The sequence below is a fragment of the Rhodanobacter sp. FW106-PBR-R2A-1-15 genome, assembly GCF_058789735.1.
This window is the reverse complement of the sequence record NZ_JBYTEM010000030.1, coordinates 26415-41837: the sequence shown is the minus strand read 5'-3', so window position 1 is coordinate 41837 and position 15423 is coordinate 26415. Positions and strand designations below refer to the sequence as shown.

The 15423-nt window shown below is 68.1% G+C and carries 14 protein-coding genes and 1 pseudogene; 8 read left to right on the top strand and 7 right to left on the bottom strand.

Annotation, left to right across the window (positions count from 1 at the left end):
* Positions 1 to 16 precede the first annotated feature (16 nt).
* Together AC3WTD_RS14575 and AC3WTD_RS14570 are read left to right on the top strand one after the other, a co-directional pair.
* Positions 17 to 798, top strand: a pseudogene (locus AC3WTD_RS14575) (NUDIX hydrolase).
* Positions 795 to 1649, top strand: a complete 855-nt coding sequence (locus tag AC3WTD_RS14570; protein WP_492614216.1) for a sulfurtransferase — start codon at positions 795 to 797, stop codon at positions 1647 to 1649. Before AC3WTD_RS14575 ends, AC3WTD_RS14570 begins: the two are co-directional and overlap by 4 nt.
* A 102-nt stretch (positions 1650 to 1751) precedes the next feature.
* Here the strand turns inward: AC3WTD_RS14570 and AC3WTD_RS14565 are convergent, their stop codons facing one another.
* The 4 genes from AC3WTD_RS14565 to uvrA form a co-directional block, all read right to left on the bottom strand.
* Positions 1752 to 2510 carry an enoyl-CoA hydratase/isomerase family protein gene (locus AC3WTD_RS14565; RefSeq protein ID WP_492614215.1) on the bottom strand — a complete coding sequence of 253 codons (759 nt, stop codon included), beginning with the start codon at positions 2508 to 2510 and terminating at the stop codon, positions 1752 to 1754.
* Positions 2511 to 2528: 18 nt separating this feature from the next.
* The gene (locus tag AC3WTD_RS14560) at positions 2529 to 3992 is read right to left on the bottom strand and encodes a DUF4139 domain-containing protein (protein ID WP_492614214.1); all 1464 of its coding nucleotides are present in this window, start codon (positions 3990 to 3992) and stop codon (positions 2529 to 2531) included.
* A gap of 167 nt (positions 3993 to 4159) precedes the next feature.
* On the bottom strand, positions 4160 to 4612 hold the full coding sequence (locus tag AC3WTD_RS14555; RefSeq protein ID WP_492614213.1) for an acyl-CoA thioesterase: 453 nt from the start codon (positions 4610 to 4612) through the stop codon (positions 4160 to 4162).
* Positions 4609 to 7542, bottom strand: coding sequence for an excinuclease ABC subunit UvrA (gene uvrA / locus AC3WTD_RS14550; RefSeq protein WP_492614212.1), 2934 nt, complete (start codon positions 7540 to 7542; stop codon positions 4609 to 4611). Before uvrA ends, AC3WTD_RS14555 begins: the two co-directional genes overlap by 4 nt.
* A gap of 149 nt (positions 7543 to 7691) precedes the next feature.
* Between uvrA and AC3WTD_RS14545 the strand changes: the two genes are divergently transcribed.
* From AC3WTD_RS14545 to AC3WTD_RS14520, 6 genes are all read left to right on the top strand, one after another.
* Positions 7692 to 8315, top strand: a complete 624-nt coding sequence (locus AC3WTD_RS14545; RefSeq protein WP_492614211.1) for a DUF2059 domain-containing protein — start codon at positions 7692 to 7694, stop codon at positions 8313 to 8315.
* A gap of 110 nt (positions 8316 to 8425) precedes the next feature.
* The gene (rplU, locus tag AC3WTD_RS14540; RefSeq protein WP_068095677.1) at positions 8426 to 8740 is read left to right on the top strand and encodes a 50S ribosomal protein L21; all 315 of its coding nucleotides are present in this window, start codon (positions 8426 to 8428) and stop codon (positions 8738 to 8740) included.
* Positions 8741 to 8760: 20 nt separating this feature from the next.
* Positions 8761 to 9018 carry a 50S ribosomal protein L27 gene (gene rpmA, locus AC3WTD_RS14535; protein ID WP_492614210.1) on the top strand — a complete coding sequence of 86 codons (258 nt, stop codon included), beginning with the start codon at positions 8761 to 8763 and terminating at the stop codon, positions 9016 to 9018.
* A 176-nt stretch (positions 9019 to 9194) separates the two neighbouring features.
* Complete coding sequence (gene cgtA / locus AC3WTD_RS14530) at positions 9195 to 10274, top strand: Obg family GTPase CgtA (RefSeq protein ID WP_492614209.1); 1080 nt, start codon at positions 9195 to 9197, stop codon at positions 10272 to 10274.
* A gap of 177 nt (positions 10275 to 10451) precedes the next feature.
* Positions 10452 to 10778: a cupredoxin domain-containing protein gene (locus tag AC3WTD_RS14525; RefSeq protein WP_027491315.1), complete on the top strand. Its 327-nt coding sequence runs from the start codon at positions 10452 to 10454 to the stop codon at positions 10776 to 10778.
* Positions 10779 to 10782: 4 nt separating this feature from the next.
* The gene (locus tag AC3WTD_RS14520) at positions 10783 to 11625 is read left to right on the top strand and encodes an FTR1 family iron permease (protein WP_492614208.1); all 843 of its coding nucleotides are present in this window, start codon (positions 10783 to 10785) and stop codon (positions 11623 to 11625) included.
* A gap of 108 nt (positions 11626 to 11733) precedes the next feature.
* Here AC3WTD_RS14520 and AC3WTD_RS14515 read toward each other — a convergent pair whose 3' ends face one another.
* From AC3WTD_RS14515 to AC3WTD_RS14505, 3 genes are all read right to left on the bottom strand, one after another.
* Complete coding sequence (locus AC3WTD_RS14515; protein ID WP_027491317.1) at positions 11734 to 13341, bottom strand: carboxyl transferase domain-containing protein; 1608 nt, start codon at positions 13339 to 13341, stop codon at positions 11734 to 11736.
* A 153-nt stretch (positions 13342 to 13494) separates the two neighbouring features.
* Positions 13495 to 13872, bottom strand: a complete 378-nt coding sequence (locus AC3WTD_RS14510) for a hypothetical protein (protein WP_492614207.1) — start codon at positions 13870 to 13872, stop codon at positions 13495 to 13497.
* Positions 13873 to 14035: 163 nt separating this feature from the next.
* A complete protein-coding gene (locus AC3WTD_RS14505) occupies positions 14036 to 15220 on the bottom strand; it encodes an acetyl-CoA C-acyltransferase (protein WP_027491319.1) in 1185 nt (394 codons plus the stop codon).
* Between the last annotated feature and the right edge of the window lie 203 nt (positions 15221 to 15423).

The following is a 15423-nucleotide window of genomic DNA, read 5'->3' as shown; positions in this document are numbered from 1 at the left end:
GGTAGCATGGCGGGGCATGTCGAACGCCGCCGATTCTGCCGCCATCTCTCCCTTGACGCCCTGCATCGGCATCTGTCGCCTGGATGCGCACGGTTACTGCGTCGGCTGTCGCCGCACCGGCGAGGAAATCGGGCGCTGGCGCGGCATGAGCGACGCCGAACGGCTGCGCCTGATGCGCGACGTGCTGCCGCTGCGACCGTCGCCATGATCGACGAACTGGTGGCCGCCCTGCGGCCCTTGTCGGCGCCGCCGACCGGGCCGGGGTGGAACCACGCCGACATGACCGAGCTGCTCGGCAGCAGCCTGCGCCTGCCGGCTGCGGTGCTGGTGGGTTTTCGCGAAGGCGTGCAGCCGCGGCTGGTGCTCACCGTGCGTACCGACCACCTGCAGGCGCACGCTGGCCAGGTGGCGTTTCCCGGCGGGCGCAGCGACCCCGGCGACGGCGACGCGCTGGCCACCGCGTTGCGCGAGAGCGAGGAAGAGATCGGTCTCGATCGCGCGCTGGTGACGCCGCTGGGCTATCTCGACCGCTTCGAGACGATCAGCGGCTACTGCATCACGCCGGTGGTGGCGCGGATCGCCGCCGAAGCCCGGCTGTATCCGGCGCCGGACGAGGTGGCCGAGGTGTTCGAGGTGCCGCTGGCGTTCCTGCTGGAGCCGGCGAACCTGCGTCGCTATACGATGGATTTCCGCGGCCATTCGCGGCCGATGGTGGAATTCGTCCACGGCGGCCACCGCATCTGGGGCGCCACCGCCGCGATGCTGTACAACCTGCTCGAGAGGATGGGACGGACATGACACTGAAGACCACCCTGATCGACGTCGCCGCGCTGGCCGCGTTGCCGGCAAACGAGGTGCTGGTCGTCGATTGCCGCGTCGACCTGGCCGACCGCACGCAGGGCGAACGCGCCTACCTCGCCGGGCACATTCCCGGCGCCGTGTTCGCCGATCTGGAACGCGACCTGTCCGACATGTCGCGTGTGCCCGAGGGGCTGGGCCGGCATCCGCTGCCGTCGTCGGCGGCGTTCGGCGCCGCGCTCGGCCGCTGGGGCTGGACGCCGGGGCTGCAGGTGGTGTGCTACGACGCCGGGCCGGGCGCGCTGGCGGCCGCCCGCCTGTGGTGGCTGCTGCGGTTGGCCGGCGTACGTGCAGCGGCCGTGCTCGATGGCGGCTTTGCGGCTTGGCAGGCGGCCGGGCAATCGCTGGAAACGGCCGTTCATCCACGCGCGTCGACCGAGGTGACGCTGACCTACGATGCGCGACAGGTGATCGTCGATCACGCCGCCCTGCATGCCGCGCCCGCGCCGCTGCTGATCGACGCCCGCGCCGCCGCGCGCTACCGCGGCGACCTCGAGCCGCTGGACCGCGCCGCCGGCCACGTGCCGGGTGCACGCAACCGGCCCTACCTCGACAACCTGCTCGCCGACGGCCACTTCAAGCCGCCGGCGCGGCTGCGTGAGGAATTCGCCGCGATACTGGGCGACATGACACCCGGCCAGGTGGTGCACATGTGCGGCTCCGGCGTCACTGCCTGCTACAACCTGCTGGCGATGGAACACGCCGGCCTCGCCGGCTCGCGGCTGTACGCACCCTCGTGGAGCGGCTGGGTCAGCGACCCGTCGCGACCGGTGGCGACGGGGAACCCGTAGGAGCCCGCTTACGGGCGATGCTTTGAAGGCCGGGATTCGGGATTCGGGATTCGGGATTCGAAAGAGCATCGCCCACAAGCGGGCTCCTACGGCGCGGCGGTTTTATTTCTTGCTCTTGAGTCGCGCCACCAACGCCTGCAGCACCGCCTGCGTCTGCGGATGGAAGAACGCCTCGACGAAATCGTCCAGCGGCAGCGCGTCCGGGTCGGCGTAGGCGGCGGCGAGGTCGGCGCGGGCCAGTGCGCGGGTGGTCAGCATGGCATGCGAGGGCAGCGCCAGCAGGTCGCCCAGCCAGCGGATTGCGCGGGTCGCGACCTGGTCGACGCCGGTGAGTTCGTCGACGAAGCCGCAGGCCAGTGCCTCGGCGGACTCGAGCATCGCGCCGACCACCAGCAGCCGCTCGGCACGATAGGTGCCGACCACGCGGCGCAGCGCGAGCTGGATCGCCTCGGGCACGATCAACCCGACCTGCACCTCGTTGAGGCCGATCCGGTACGGCCCTTCGGCCATCACGCGGTAGTCGCAGAACAGCGCCAGCACCGCACCGCCGGCCGGGCTGTGGCCGGTGACCGCGGCCACCAGCGGCATCGGTGCGCGCGCCAGCCTGCCGCACAGCGCGAAGAACTCGCGCCAGTACTCGCGCACGCCGGCGCGATCGCGCTGGATCAGCGCCGGCACGTCGACGCCGGCGGAAAACAACCCCGGCGCACCGGACAGCACGATACCGCGCACGCCGTCCCGCACGGCTTCGTCGAGGGCGGCGTGCAGCGCGCGCAGCAGATCCAGGTTCAGCGCGTTGACCGGCGGGCGGGCAAGCTGGATCTCGCGGATGCCGTTGTCGTGGTTGGTCAGGTTGAGCATGGGAACTCCAGTCGGTAGTTATTGCGGTTGTTCGTCGGCGGTCCACTGGTAGCGCACCGCGTAATCCAGTACGGCCTTGCCGCTGGCCGGCACGTCGACGCGGAATTCCAGCGTGTCCGGTGTCTGCGCGCTCGGCTTGCTGCTGGAGGAGACCAGCGTCCACTGGCGCCAGCGGCCGGGATGCTCGCGCACGGTCACCGTGCGCGCGCTGTCGTCGGCGTTGGTGAGGGTGATGCGGAACGCCTCGTCCAGTGTGCGGCCGGCCTTGTCGACGTGGAAGGCGGTACGCTCGCGCGTCGCGCGCAGGTCGAACGCGGTGCCCAGGGTGATGGTGGCGTCGCCGCCTTTCGGGGTGTCCTCGATGCGGCCTTCGCCGATGAACTGCGGCGTGCCGTTCCTGTCGGCGCTGAGCACGCGTAGGTAGCCGGCCGGCAGGCTGTCGAATGCTTTCAATTTCAGCGTGCTGACGATGGCGTTGCCGCCGCCGGGGTTGAAGTCGCGCTCCAGGATCGGCCGTGGCGGCAGGTAGCGGTTACCGTTCTCGTACAGTGCGGTGCGCTCGCAGTCCAGCGTGTGGTCGGCGTACAGCGGCACCTGGCTGACGCTGGCGTCGGGCAGCTCGACCGTGCCAGGCAGGGTGTAGCTGCGGTAGTCGCCGAGGCTGTCCTGCTGCGGCAAACCGCCGGCGACCATGTCCTGCGGCCCGTAGCCGCGCGCCATCGACACCATCGGCCGCGGTGCCGAAGCCTTGGCCATGTTTGGCTGGCCGGCGATCAGGGTGAGCTGTGCATCGTGCCAGTCGCGGCCGCTGCGGTTGGCGATGCTGGCGCGCGACTCGAACCGCATGCGGCAGGCCGCGCCGGGCTGCAGCGTGGCCACGTACGCGGCGCGCCAGCCGAGGCCGGAGGTGGGGTAGCTGAGCACCGCGCGGGTCTGGCCGCTGCGCGCGGCGTCCACGCGCAGGCTGAGGCTGGAGCCGAGCGGGAAGTCGCCTTGGGCACTGCGCACGGCGGCGTAGTCGCGCACCAGCGTGGTACCGTTGGCGCCGTGCACCAGCAGGCCGTTGCCCGCACGCAGCAGGGTGCCGCTGGCCAGCGCTTCGCCGCTGCTGCCGAGCACGCTCACCTCGCGCCCGAGCAGGCCGCTCAGCGCCGCGTCCGCACCTTGCGCCAGCAGCAGGCGCTGCGAGATCACCTTGGCGTTGCCGTCGGGAAAGCCCAGCGCCAGCGCCTCGGCGTCGAGCGCGTTCGGCAGGTCGCCAATCACCACGTCGTGGGTACCGGCGACGAGGCTCAGCGAACGCTGCTCGCGCACCACCGCATAGCCTTCGTCGACCTCGCCGTCGCCATGGCTGGCGTACAGCGCGGGGCTGTCACTGCGGTACAGGGTGAGTGCCGTGGTATCAGCGGCGCGTGCCGTCGATGCGCCGGCGAGCGCGGCGAGACAGGCGAGGGCCAAGGCGGGGCGATGTGCTGTCGTCATCAGGCGCATTCCATCGTGGGAACCGGACCGCCATCATAGCGACGGCAACTGCTCGCCGTGCACCGATGACGGCACCGCCGTATGGTGATGTCGGTCCGGGCCGGAGCCAGCGGCATGGCGCTGGAGCTGGAGCTGGAACCCAAGCGGCTCCCGGGAATGTGGGCGGGTTATCCCACGGCGCTGCGGATCGCCTCGGGCACCGGCACCGGCTTGCCGCTGGCCGGGTCCGTCCACACCATCACCACGTGGCCGTCGCAGTACAGCTGGTCGGGGCGTTCGGCATCGATTACCCGGTGCGCGATCGTCATCGAGCTGTTGCCCATGCGCTCGCAGAACAGCTGCACCTGCAGTTGCGCGGGCCAGGCGATGGGGTGGCGGTAGTTGACCTGGCTGGCGGCCATCACCGGCATCGCATGCTCGTCGAACCACGGCCCGGGCACGTGGCTCAGCCACTGCAGCCGCGCCTCTTCCAGGTAGGTGAGGTAGCTGGAGTTGTTGACGTGGTTGAACGCGTCGAGGTCACGCCAGCGCACGCTGAGCGAGGCGACGTGCAGCAGCTGGCCGGCCTCGGCATTCGGTTCGCCCGCGCCGGCGGTGGCGGCGGTCTTGGTGGGGCTCATGACGATTTCTTCCTGCCGCGCATCGGCTTGTACTTGTCGGCTGAGGCAATGTGCTTGGTGGCCGCCTTGATCCGCGTGACGGCGTCCGGCTTCTTCGGCTTGGCGGGCCTCAGGTGCGGCGCAAGGAAATGGCCGGTGTGCGATTCGGCAGTGGCGGCCACGGTCTCCGGCGTACCGGCAACCAGGATGCGGCCGCCGCCGGCGCCGCCCTCGGGGCCGAGGTCGACGACCCAGTCGGCGGTCTTGATCACGTCCAGGTTGTGCTCGATCACCACCACGGTGTTGCCCTGGTCGACCAGCTGGTGCAGCACGTCGAGCAACTGCTCGATGTCGTGGAAGTGCAAGCCGGTGGTGGGCTCGTCGAGGATGTACAAGGTGTTGCCGGTGTCGCGCTTGGACAGCTCCTTGGACAGCTTCACGCGCTGCGCCTCGCCGCCGGACAGCGTGGTCGCGCTCTGCCCCAGCTTGATGTAATCGAGGCCGACGGCGCGCAGCGTGTCGAGCTTGCGCGCGATGGTCGGCACGTTCTCGAACAGCTTCAGCGCGTCCTCCACCGTCATGTCGAGCACGTCGGCAATGGTGTGGCCCTTGTACAGGACTTCCAGCGTCTCGCGGTTGTAGCGCTTGCCGTGGCAGACGTCGCAGGGCACGTAGACGTCGGGCAGGAAGTGCATCTCCACCTTGAGCATGCCGTCGCCCTCGCACGCCTCGCAGCGGCCGCCGCGTACGTTGAAGCTGAAGCGCCCCGGCGTGTAGCCGCGTGCGCGCGCTTCCGGCACCTGCGCGAACATTTCACGCAACGGGGTGAACAGGCCGGTGTAGGTGGCCGGATTGGAGCGTGGCGTGCGGCCGATCGGCGACTGGTCGATGTCGACCACCTTGTCGAACAGCTGCAGGCCTTGCACCGATTGGTACGGAGCTGCTTGCGTACCGGCGCCGTTGAGTTCGGCGGCAGCGAGCCGGAACAGGGTGTCGTTGACCAGCGTCGACTTGCCTGAGCCGGACACGCCGGTGACGCAGGTGAACAGCCCGGCGGGAATCGCCAGGTCGACGTTCTTCAGGTTGTTGCCGCTGGCGCCGTTCAGGCGCAGCCACGAGTCGTCGTCGATCGGCTGGCGACGCTCCTTCGGCACCTCGATCGCGCGCACGCCGGAGAGGAACTGGCCGGTGACCGAGCGCGGCGAGTCGAGCATGTCCTGCACCGTGCCCTGCGCCACGACCTCGCCGCCGTGCACGCCGGCGCCGGGGCCGATGTCGAGCACGTGGTCGGCCATGCGGATCGCCTCCTCGTCGTGCTCGACCACGATCACCGTGTTGCCGAGGTCGCGCAGGCGGGTCAGCGTGCCGAGCAGGCGCTCGTTGTCGCGCTGGTGCAGGCCGATCGACGGCTCGTCCAGCACGTACATCACGCCGACCAGGCCGGCGCCGATCTGCGAGGCGAGGCGGATGCGCTGCGCCTCGCCGCCGGAGAGCGAGTCGGCCTGGCGGTCCAGGGTGAGGTAGTTCAGGCCCACGTCATTGAGGAAGGTAAGCCGCTCGCGGATCTCCTTGACGATCTTCACCGCGATCTCGCCGCGCCAGCCGGTGAGTTTCAGTTCCTCGAAGAACGCCAGTGCGTCGTCGATCGAGCGGTGGGTGAGCGCGGGCAGCGCGTGGTCGGCGACGAACACGTTGCGCGCCGAGCGGTTCAGCCGCTGACCTTCGCAGGCAGGACAGGGCTGGTCGCTGATGTACTTGGCCAGTTCCTCACGCACGGCGGCGGACTCGGTTTCCTTGTAGCGCCGCTCCAGGTTCGGCAGGATGCCCTCGAATGCATGCTCGCGGGTGACCTTGCCGCCGCGCTCGGTGATGTAGCGGAACGCGATCCGGTCCTTGCCGCTGCCGTACAGGATGGCCTTCTGGACGTCTGCAGGGAGCTTGTTCCAGGGCGTGTCCACGTCGAAGCCGTAGTGCGCGGCCAGCGACAGGATCAGCTGGAAGTAGTGCGCGTTGCGCCGGTCCCAGCCGCGCACCGCGCCGCTGGCCAGCGACAGCTCCGGGTGGCCGACCACGCGCGCCGGGTCGAACACCTGGGTCACGCCCAGGCCGTCGCAGGCCGGGCAGGCGCCGATCGGCGAATTGAACGAGAACAGCCGCGGCTCCAGCTCCGGCAGCGAGTAGTCGCAGACCGGGCAGGAGTAGCGCGAGGACAGCATCTGTTCGGGCGCGCCTGGCACGTCCATGTTGGCCAGGATCACCAGTCCGTCGCCCAGGCGCAGCGCGGTCTCGAACGATTCGGCCAGGCGCTGCTTGATGTCCTCGCGCGGGCGGAAGCGATCCACCACCACCTCGATCGTGTGCTTGATGCGCAGCCCCAGCGGCGGTACCGCATCCAGGTCGTACACCGCGCCGTCGACGCGGGTGCGCACGAAGCCCTGCGCACGCAGCTGCTCGAACACCTGCACGTGCTCGCCCTTGCGCTCGCGGATCACTGGCGCCAGCAGCATGTAGCGCTGCTCCGGATCCAGCGCCAGGGTGGCGTCGACCATCTGACTCACCGTCTGCGCCTCCAGCGGCGTGCCGTGGTCGGGGCAGCGCGGCGTGCCGACGCGGGCGTACAGCAGGCGCAGGTAGTCGTACACCTCGGTGATGGTGCCGACGGTGGAGCGCGGGTTGTGCGAGGTGGATTTTTGCTCGATCGAGATCGCCGGCGACAGGCCTTCGATGTGGTCGACGTCGGGCTTCTCCATCATCGACAGGAACTGCCGTGCGTAGGACGACAGTGATTCCACGTAGCGGCGCTGGCCCTCGGCGTAGATGGTGTCGAAGGCCAGCGAGGATTTGCCGGAACCGGACAGGCCGGTGATGACGATCAACTGGTCGCGGGGTAGGTCGAGGTCGATGTTCTTGAGGTTGTGCGTGCGTGCGCCGCGGATGCGAATGGTGTCCATGGACGCCGGATATGGGGGGGAACGCGCACTATACCAACCTGGGCAGGTCAGTTATTGCCGCTTCAGCCGGAAAGTTCCGATCGGGCGCGACGTATGGCCTAATGCACGGTTTCGCGGCCGCGTGGTCGCTCAGTCGGAGACCACCGCCCATGCACACCTGGATCCGGATCGGCGCCCTGTTGTGGCTGCTCGTCTTCTGCGGGGGCGCCGCTGCGGTGGCGCCCAGCGAGCAGCAGGTGCGCGACCTGTTCAAGGTGATGCGGGTGGAGCAGACCCTCGGCCAGATGAACACGCAGATGGCGGCGCAGATGCGGCAGAAACTTCCCTGCGTGCCGGCGGAGTACTGGCAGGGGTTCGTCGATGGCGACGGCGCCACCGCCGTGGCGCAGCGCATGGTGCCGGTGTTCCAGCGCCATTTCAGCGGCGAGGAAATCGAAGGATTGCTCAAGTTCTACCGCTCGCCGCTGGGCCAGAAGGTGCTGACCGAAATGCCGGCGGCCATGGCCGAGGCGACCCAGGTGGGCCAGCAATGGGGGCAGGAGCGCACCCGCACGATGCTGCAGGAGTTGCAGAAGAAGGGCAGCCTCGACGCGCAGGGGCGCTGTCCGGCCGCGCCGGAGGCTGCCGAGAGCGAGACCAAGCCGGCGACCCGGCCGGTGAAGAAGCACGTCCGGCACAAGCCCGTTCACCATCACAAACCGGCAGCCAAGCCCAAGTCCAGGCCGGCGGCGGTGCCGGCTCCGGCAAAGTCTGCGGCGTCGGCCCAGTCCTAGCCGACTGGTCAGGAATTGACCAGCAGCCCGTGGTCTCGTTATACTCCCGCGTTCGTTCCGGCCAGTTCGGGGCGAAATACCCAAGAGAATAACGACAGAAGGGCATTTCCATGAGTTATGCAGTCATCAAGACCGGTGGCAAGCAGTACCGTGTGCAGCAGGGCGACGTGCTGCGCGTGGAGCTGTTGACCGCCGATGAAGGCGCCACCGTGAGCTTCGACCAGGTACTGCTGGTCGGTTCCGGCGAGTCGGTCACCGTCGGTGCGCCGGTCGTCGCGGGCGCCACCGTCAGCGCCACCGTGCGCAAGCACGGCCGCGCCGACAAGATCCGCATCATCAAGTTCCGCCGCCGCAAGCACTACAAGCGTCAGCAGGGCCATCGTCAGCATTTCACCGAAATCGAGATCACGGGCATCAACGCCTGATTCAGCCGGAGTAGAAAGTCATGGCACACAAGAAGGCAGGTGGTTCCACCCGCAATGGTCGCGATTCGAACCCGAAGTACCTCGGCGTGAAGATCTACGGTGGCCAGGCCATTGAGGCCGGCAACATCATCGTGCGCCAGCGCGGCACCCAGTTCCACCCGGGTACCGGCGTGGGCCTCGGCCGTGACCACACGCTGTTCGCGCTGGTCGACGGCAAGGTCGAATTCAAGGTCAGCGGCGCCAAGAACCGCCGCTTCGTCAGCGTCGTGCAAGGCTGATTCCACCCGACGCGGCAGCAAAGGCCCCGCTCCGGCGGGGCTTTTGTTTTTTGCCCGGGATTCGGGATTGGGGATTCGGGATTCGTAAAAGCCGAAACGCCCCGCCTCCCGTACCATGTCGGCGACAAGCCGCTCTCCCGAATCCCGTATCTCGAATCCCAAATCCCGGCTCTCCAATGAAATTCGTCGACGAAGCGCAAATCCGAGTCCAGGCCGGTGACGGCGGCAATGGCTGCATCAGCTTCCGCCGCGAGAAGTTCATTCCCTTCGGCGGCCCCGACGGCGGCGACGGCGGCAGCGGCGGCTCGGTGTGGCTGGTCGCCGATGAAGGCCTGAACACCCTGATCGACTTTCGCCACCAGCGCAGCTTCAAGGCACAGCGCGGCGAGAACGGCATGGGTAGCCAGATGTACGGCAAGGGCGGCGAGGACACCACGATCCGCGTGCCGGTGGGGACGATGGTCACCAATGTCGACACCGACGAGGTGATCGGTGACCTCACCGCCCACGGCCAGCGCATGCTGGTGGCGCAGGGCGGCAAGGGCGGGCTGGGCAACATCCACTTCAAGAGCTCGGTGAACCGGGCACCGCGCAAGGCCACACCGGGCACGCCGGGCGACGTGCGCGAGCTGAAGCTGGAGTTGCGCCTGCTGGCCGACGTCGGCCTGCTCGGCTTTCCCAACGCCGGCAAGTCCACCTTCATCCGCGCGGTATCGGCGGCGACGCCGCGGGTGGCGGACTACCCGTTCACCACACTGCATCCGAACCTGGGCGTGGTCAGCCTGGGCACCGACCAGAGCTTTGTGATCGCCGACATCCCCGGCCTGATCGAGGGTGCTGCCGAAGGTGCCGGGCTGGGCATCCAGTTCCTGCGCCACGTGGCGCGCACCAGCCTGCTGCTGCACATCGTCGACATCGCGCCGATCGACGGTTCCGACGTGGCCGGACAGGTGCGCGCGATCGAGCAGGAGCTGCAGAAATTCAATCCGGAACTGCTGGAGCGCCCGCGCTGGCTGGTGCTGAACAAGGCCGACGTGCTGCCAGCGGATGAGCGCCAAACCGTGGCGGAGAAGATCATCGCCGAGCTGGGCTGGACCCAGCCGTGGTTCCTGGTTTCGGCGATCGCGCGCGAGGGCACCATGGCAGTGTGTCAGCAGGTGCAGCGCTTCTTCGAGTCGCTGCGCGAAGCCAGCGTGGAACGCATCAACATGCTGCCGAACGACGTGCGCCTGCGCGGCGAGGCACCGCAAGGCTGAGCCCGCCGCCGGCGGCACGCCGCCATGCCGTCAGATCCAGTCGGAGCGGTTTTTGCCTGTCTCGCCATGGTGTGGCTTGGTTGACCGCCCACTTGGCGTCATGCCGGGCGATGGAGTACCATGCACCAATGAATGATAATGACTATCAATCAGTCATCCTCGATATGGGAGCTTTGCATGCAGCGCCTGTTGCCGTTCGTGTTCGCCATGTCGCTGCCGCTGCTGGCTAGCGCGGCGGATGTTCCCAGCTACACGCTGACCCTGAAGGACCACCGCTACCAGCCGAGCGAACTGCGCATTCCGGCGGATACCCGGGTCAGGCTGGATCTGGTCAACCAGGACGCCTCGCCGGAGGAGTTCGAAAGCGACGACTTTCCCGCGGAGAAGATCGTGATGCCGAACAGCCGCACCAGCTTGTTCATCGGCCCGCTCAAGCGCGGGCACTATCGCTTCTATGGCGACTTCCACCAGCCCACCGCGCAGGGCACGTTGGTGGTGGAGTAGCGCCATGGGAGCCGTAGCCTTGCTGGTGTTTCGTGAAGTGCTGGAGGCGGCGCTGATCGTCAGCGTGGTGGCGGCTGCCACCCGCGGCGTGATGCGGCGTGGCTGGTTCATCGGCGGCGGGATCGCGCTGGGAGTGTTCGGTGCCGTACTGGTGGCGCTGTCGGCCGACCTGCTGGCCTCGGCATTCAGCGGTGCCGGGCAGGAACTGTTCAATGCCATCGTGCTGCTGGCCGCGGTGTTGATGATCGGCTGGCACGTGCTGTGGATGTCCAGCCATGGCCGCGAACTGAGCCGGCAGATGCGCGAGCTGGGCAGCGCGGTGCACAGTGGCGCCAGTTCGCTGGGGCTGCTGCTGGCGGTGGTGGCGCTGGCGGTGCTACGCGAGGGCTCCGAGGTGGTGCTGTTCCTGTACGGCATGCGCGCCGGCGGTGCCGGTCACCTGTGGACCGGCCTGGCGATCGGTACGGCGGCTGGTGCGGCGCTGGGGTTCGCGCTGTACGCGGGCCTGCTGCGCATCCCGATGCGGCACTTCTTCGGCGTCACCAACGGCATGCTGGTGCTGCTGGCGGCGGGACTGGCCTCGACGGCCGCGCGCTACCTGATCCAGGCCGACCTGTTGCCGGCCTGGGGCAACCAGCTGTGGGACAGCTCGTGGCTGCTCGGCAATGGCTCGGTACCGGGCCAGACCGCCCACATCCTGGTCGGTTACGACGCGCAGCCGGCCGGCATGCAGCTGGTGTTCTACGGGCTGACCCTGGTCTTGCTGTGGATGGGTGCGCGATTCGCCAAGCGCCAACCCTCAACCCAGACCGCGGACGGCAGGGCGATCACGCATCCGGTCGGCTGACGAGACGGCCGCGCGAGGCTCATCCCGCTGCGCCGCCGTTCCGCCGGCGCGGCTGCCACGAATCATTGCCGTGCATCCCCGCGGGATCGTTGCGTACGGAGCGGACGCTCACATGCGGAACACGCCGTAGCGCTGCGGCTCGATCGGCGCGTTGAGCGAGGCGGAGATCGCCAGGCCGAGCACGCGGCGGGTGTCCACCGGGTCGATGATGCCGTCGTCCCACAGCCGTGCGCTGGCGTAGTAGGGGTGGCCCTGGCGCTCGTATTGCTCGCGGATAGGCGCCTTGAAGGCAGCCTCCTCGGCCGCCGACCACTCGCCGCCGCGCGCCTCGATGCCGTCGCGCTTCACCGTGGCCAGTACGCTGGCGGCCTGCTCACCACCCATCACCGAGATGCGCGCGTTCGGCCACATCCACAGGAAGCGGGCGCCGTAGGCGCGGCCGCACATGGCATAGTTGCCGGCGCCGAAGCTGCCGCCGATCACCACAGTGAACTTCGGCACGTGCGAGCAGGCCACGGCGGTGACCATCTTGGCGCCGTCCTTGGCGATACCCGCCTGTTCGTACTTTCTGCCGACCATGAAGCCGGTGATGTTCTGCAGGAACACCAGTGGCACGTTGCGCTGGTTGCACAGCTCGATGAAGTGCGCGCCCTTCAGTGCGCTTTCGGCGAACAGGATGCCGTTGTTGGCGACGATACCCACCGGGTAGCCGTGAATGTGCGCGAAGCCGCACACCAGGGTCTTGCCGTAGCGCGCCTTGAACTCGTGGAACTCGGAGCCATCGACGACGCGCGCGATCACCTCGCGGATGTCGAACGGGCGGCGGGTGTCCTGCGGGATCACGCCGTAGAGTTCCTCGGCCGGATATTTCGGCTCGACCGGTGCGCGCAGCGCCAGCGGCATGCCCTTCCTGCGGTTCAGGTGACCGACGATGTCGCGTGCGATCGACAGCGCGTGCGCGTCGTTCTCGGCGTAGTGGTCGGCCACGCCGGAGACAGACGTATGGACGTCCGCGCCGCCCAGCGTCTCGGCATCCACCACCTCGCCGGTGGCGGCCTTCACCAGCGGCGGTCCACCGAGGAAGATGGTGCCCTGCTCGCGCACGATGATCGTTTCGTCGCTCATCGCCGGCACGTAGGCGCCACCGGCGGTGCAGCTGCCCATCACCACGGCGATCTGCGGGATGTTGAGCGCGGACATCCGCGCCTGGTTGTAGAAGATCCGCCCGAAATGTTCCTTGTCCGGGAACACCTCGTCCTGCAGCGGCAGGAAGGCGCCGCCGGAGTCGACCAGGTAGATGCAGGGCAGGTTGTTTTCCAGCGCCACTTCCTGCGCGCGCAGGTGTTTCTTCACCGTCATCGGGAAGTAGGTGCCGCCCTTGACCGTGGCATCGTTGGCGACCACCACCACCTCGATGCCGTTGACCCGGCCGATGCCGGTGATGATGCCGGCGGCGGGCGCGGCGTCGTCGTACATGCCGTGCGCGGCCAGCGGCGAGAGTTCCAGGAATGGCGAACCGGGATCGAGCAGGGCGCGGATGCGCTCGCGCGGCAGCAACTTGCCGCGGGCAACGTGCTTTTCGCGCGCCTTCGCTCCGCCACCTTCCGCGCTGCGCGTCAGTTCGCGCTGCAAATCGTCCGCCACGGCGCGCAATTGCCTGCTGCTGGCCTGGAACTCGGCAGAACGCGGATCAATCTGCGATGCAATGACGCTCATGGATGCGGGCTCACGGAGTGGTTGCCATCAAGGCCGAACCACGAATGATAGCGGGCGCGGGCCGGCGACCAAAATCACGGATGGAGTGGCAAATCGTCGACGAAAAAAAACGGCCGCGCAAGGCGGCCGTTTTTTCAGGAAACCAGAGAAGGATCAATGCCCCTTCACGGCGTCCTTGGCCTTGTCGGCCGCGTCCTTGGCGGCGCCGGCGGCGTCCTTGGCAGCGTCGGCAGCCTTGGCGGCGGCGTCGACTGCAGTAGCAGCCGGAGCGGCAGCCGTGGTGGCCGGAGCTGCCGCTGGAGCTGCGGCCGGAGCGGCAGCGGTGGAGGCCGGGGCAGCAGCCGGGGCCTCAGCAGCAGCCGGAGCCGCCGCCGCTGCCGGAGCCTCGGCAGCCTTCTGCGCGGTATCAGCAGCCTGCTGCGCGGTGTCAGCCGACTTCTGAGCGTCTTGCGCGGAATCCTGCGCGCCGTTGCTGCATGCCGCCAACAGCGCGACGAGCGCGGCGGCGAGTAGGGTACGCGTAAACTTCATGGTGGATCTCCTTTGCCGTGGAATGCCATTTGGCCGTGTATTAATAGCGCTTTCGCGGTGACCGCGCCACATCTTTATGTGTGGAGCTTCAGTGCGTATTAAAAACTGATTTATCCGGCCGTCATCTGAATATCATGCGTCGGTCATGGCGATGCGCTGCGTATCAGCCAATGCATTCCACCGCGATCGCCGTCGCCTCGCCGCCGCCGATGCACAGTGAGGCGACACCGCGCTTGAGGCCGCGTGTTTTCAGCGCGTTCAGCAGGGTCACCACCAGCCGCGCGCCGCTGGCGCCGATCGGGTGCCCGAGCGCGCAGGCGCCGCCGTTGACGTTGAGCTTGTCGTGCGGGATGCCGAGCTCCTTCATCGGGGCCATCGCGACCACGGCGAACGCCTCGTTGATCTCGAACAGGTCGACATCGCCAACCTTCCAGCCGGCCTTGTCCAATACCTTCTGGATCGCACTGACCGGCGCGGTGGTGAACCACTCCGGTTCCTGCGAGTGGGTGGCGTGCGCCACGATGCGCGCCAGCGGTTTCAGGCCGCGCTTGTTCGCATCGTCGGCCGACAGCAGCACCACCGCGGCGGCGCCGTCGGAGATACTGGACGAGCTGGCGGCGGTGATCGTGCCGTTCTCCTTGCGGAAGGCGGGCTTCAGCGAGGGAACCTTGGCCACGTCGGAACGACCGGGCTGCTCGTCGGTGTCGACCACCACGTCGCCCTTGCGGCCGCTCACCGTCACCGGCACGATTTCGCCGGCGAAGCCGCCATTCTGCTGTGCCGCCTTGGCCCGGTTGACCGACTCGATGGCGAACGCATCCTGCTGCTCGCGGGTGAAGTGGTACTTGTCGGCGCACAGTTCGCCGAACAAGCCCATCGACTTGCCGTCGTAGGGGTTGGTCAGGCCGTCCCAGGCCATGTGGTCGACCAGTTGGCCGTCGCCGTAGCGGATGCCGGTGCGCGCCTGCACCATGTGCGGGGCGTTGGTCATCGACTCCATGCCGCCGGCGACCACCACGGCCGCCGAGCCGGCCCTGATCAGGTCATGACCCAGCATGATCGCCTTCATGCCCGAGCCGCACACCTTGTTGATCGTGGTGCAGCCGGTGCTGGTCGGCAGACCGGCACCGAGCGAGGCCTGGCGCGCCGGCGCCTGGCCCAGGTTGGCGGGCAACACGCAGCCCATGATCACCTCGCTGACGTCGGCGGGAGCCACGCCCGACTGCTCCAGCGCCGCGCGAATCGCGGTGGCACCGAGCTTCGGGGTAGGCACGCCGGTGAACTGGCCGAGGAAGGAGCCGATGGCGGTGCGCTTGGCACCGACGATGACGACGTTGACATCCGACATGGAGAACTCCGCTTGCAAGACTTGAGGGGCGCGAACGCCTGACAGACAACTGACCAATTATCGCAGCCTGCTGCAAAACTCGGCAAACAACCGCAAGTCCTTGCGGTGTCTGGATTTGCATCCGGTTTCATTGGATTTTCGTTGTGCCAAGATGCGCATGGGGGCAAGCGGCGGCATATCCATCACGCCGTTGCTGCATGAGA

Bases quoted from the DNA above. Each gene is read 5' to 3' on its own strand.
- uvrA (WP_492614212.1), bottom strand. From the start codon at position 7,542: ATGGACACCATTCGCATCCGCGGCGCACGCACGCACAACCTCAAGAAC.
- cgtA (WP_492614209.1), top strand. From the start codon at position 9,195: ATGAAATTCGTCGACGAAGCGCAAATCCGAGTCCAGGCCGGTGACGGC.
- AC3WTD_RS14545 (WP_492614211.1), top strand. From the start codon at position 7,692: ATGCACACCTGGATCCGGATCGGCGCCCTGTTGTGGCTGCTCGTCTTC.
- AC3WTD_RS14520 (WP_492614208.1), top strand. From the start codon at position 10,783: ATGGGAGCCGTAGCCTTGCTGGTGTTTCGTGAAGTGCTGGAGGCGGCG.
- rplU (WP_068095677.1), top strand. From the start codon at position 8,426: ATGAGTTATGCAGTCATCAAGACCGGTGGCAAGCAGTACCGTGTGCAG.
- AC3WTD_RS14555 (WP_492614213.1), bottom strand. From the start codon at position 4,612: ATGAGCCCCACCAAGACCGCCGCCACCGCCGGCGCGGGCGAACCGAAT.
- AC3WTD_RS14510 (WP_492614207.1), bottom strand. From the start codon at position 13,872: ATGAAGTTTACGCGTACCCTACTCGCCGCCGCGCTCGTCGCGCTGTTG.
- AC3WTD_RS14525 (WP_027491315.1), top strand. From the start codon at position 10,452: ATGCAGCGCCTGTTGCCGTTCGTGTTCGCCATGTCGCTGCCGCTGCTG.
- AC3WTD_RS14560 (WP_492614214.1), bottom strand. From the start codon at position 3,992: ATGACGACAGCACATCGCCCCGCCTTGGCCCTCGCCTGTCTCGCCGCG.
- AC3WTD_RS14505 (WP_027491319.1), bottom strand. From the start codon at position 15,220: ATGTCGGATGTCAACGTCGTCATCGTCGGTGCCAAGCGCACCGCCATC.
- rpmA (WP_492614210.1), top strand. From the start codon at position 8,761: ATGGCACACAAGAAGGCAGGTGGTTCCACCCGCAATGGTCGCGATTCG.
- AC3WTD_RS14565 (WP_492614215.1), bottom strand. From the start codon at position 2,510: ATGCTCAACCTGACCAACCACGACAACGGCATCCGCGAGATCCAGCTT.
- AC3WTD_RS14570 (WP_492614216.1), top strand. From the start codon at position 795: ATGACACTGAAGACCACCCTGATCGACGTCGCCGCGCTGGCCGCGTTG.
- AC3WTD_RS14515 (WP_027491317.1), bottom strand. From the start codon at position 13,341: ATGAGCGTCATTGCATCGCAGATTGATCCGCGTTCTGCCGAGTTCCAG.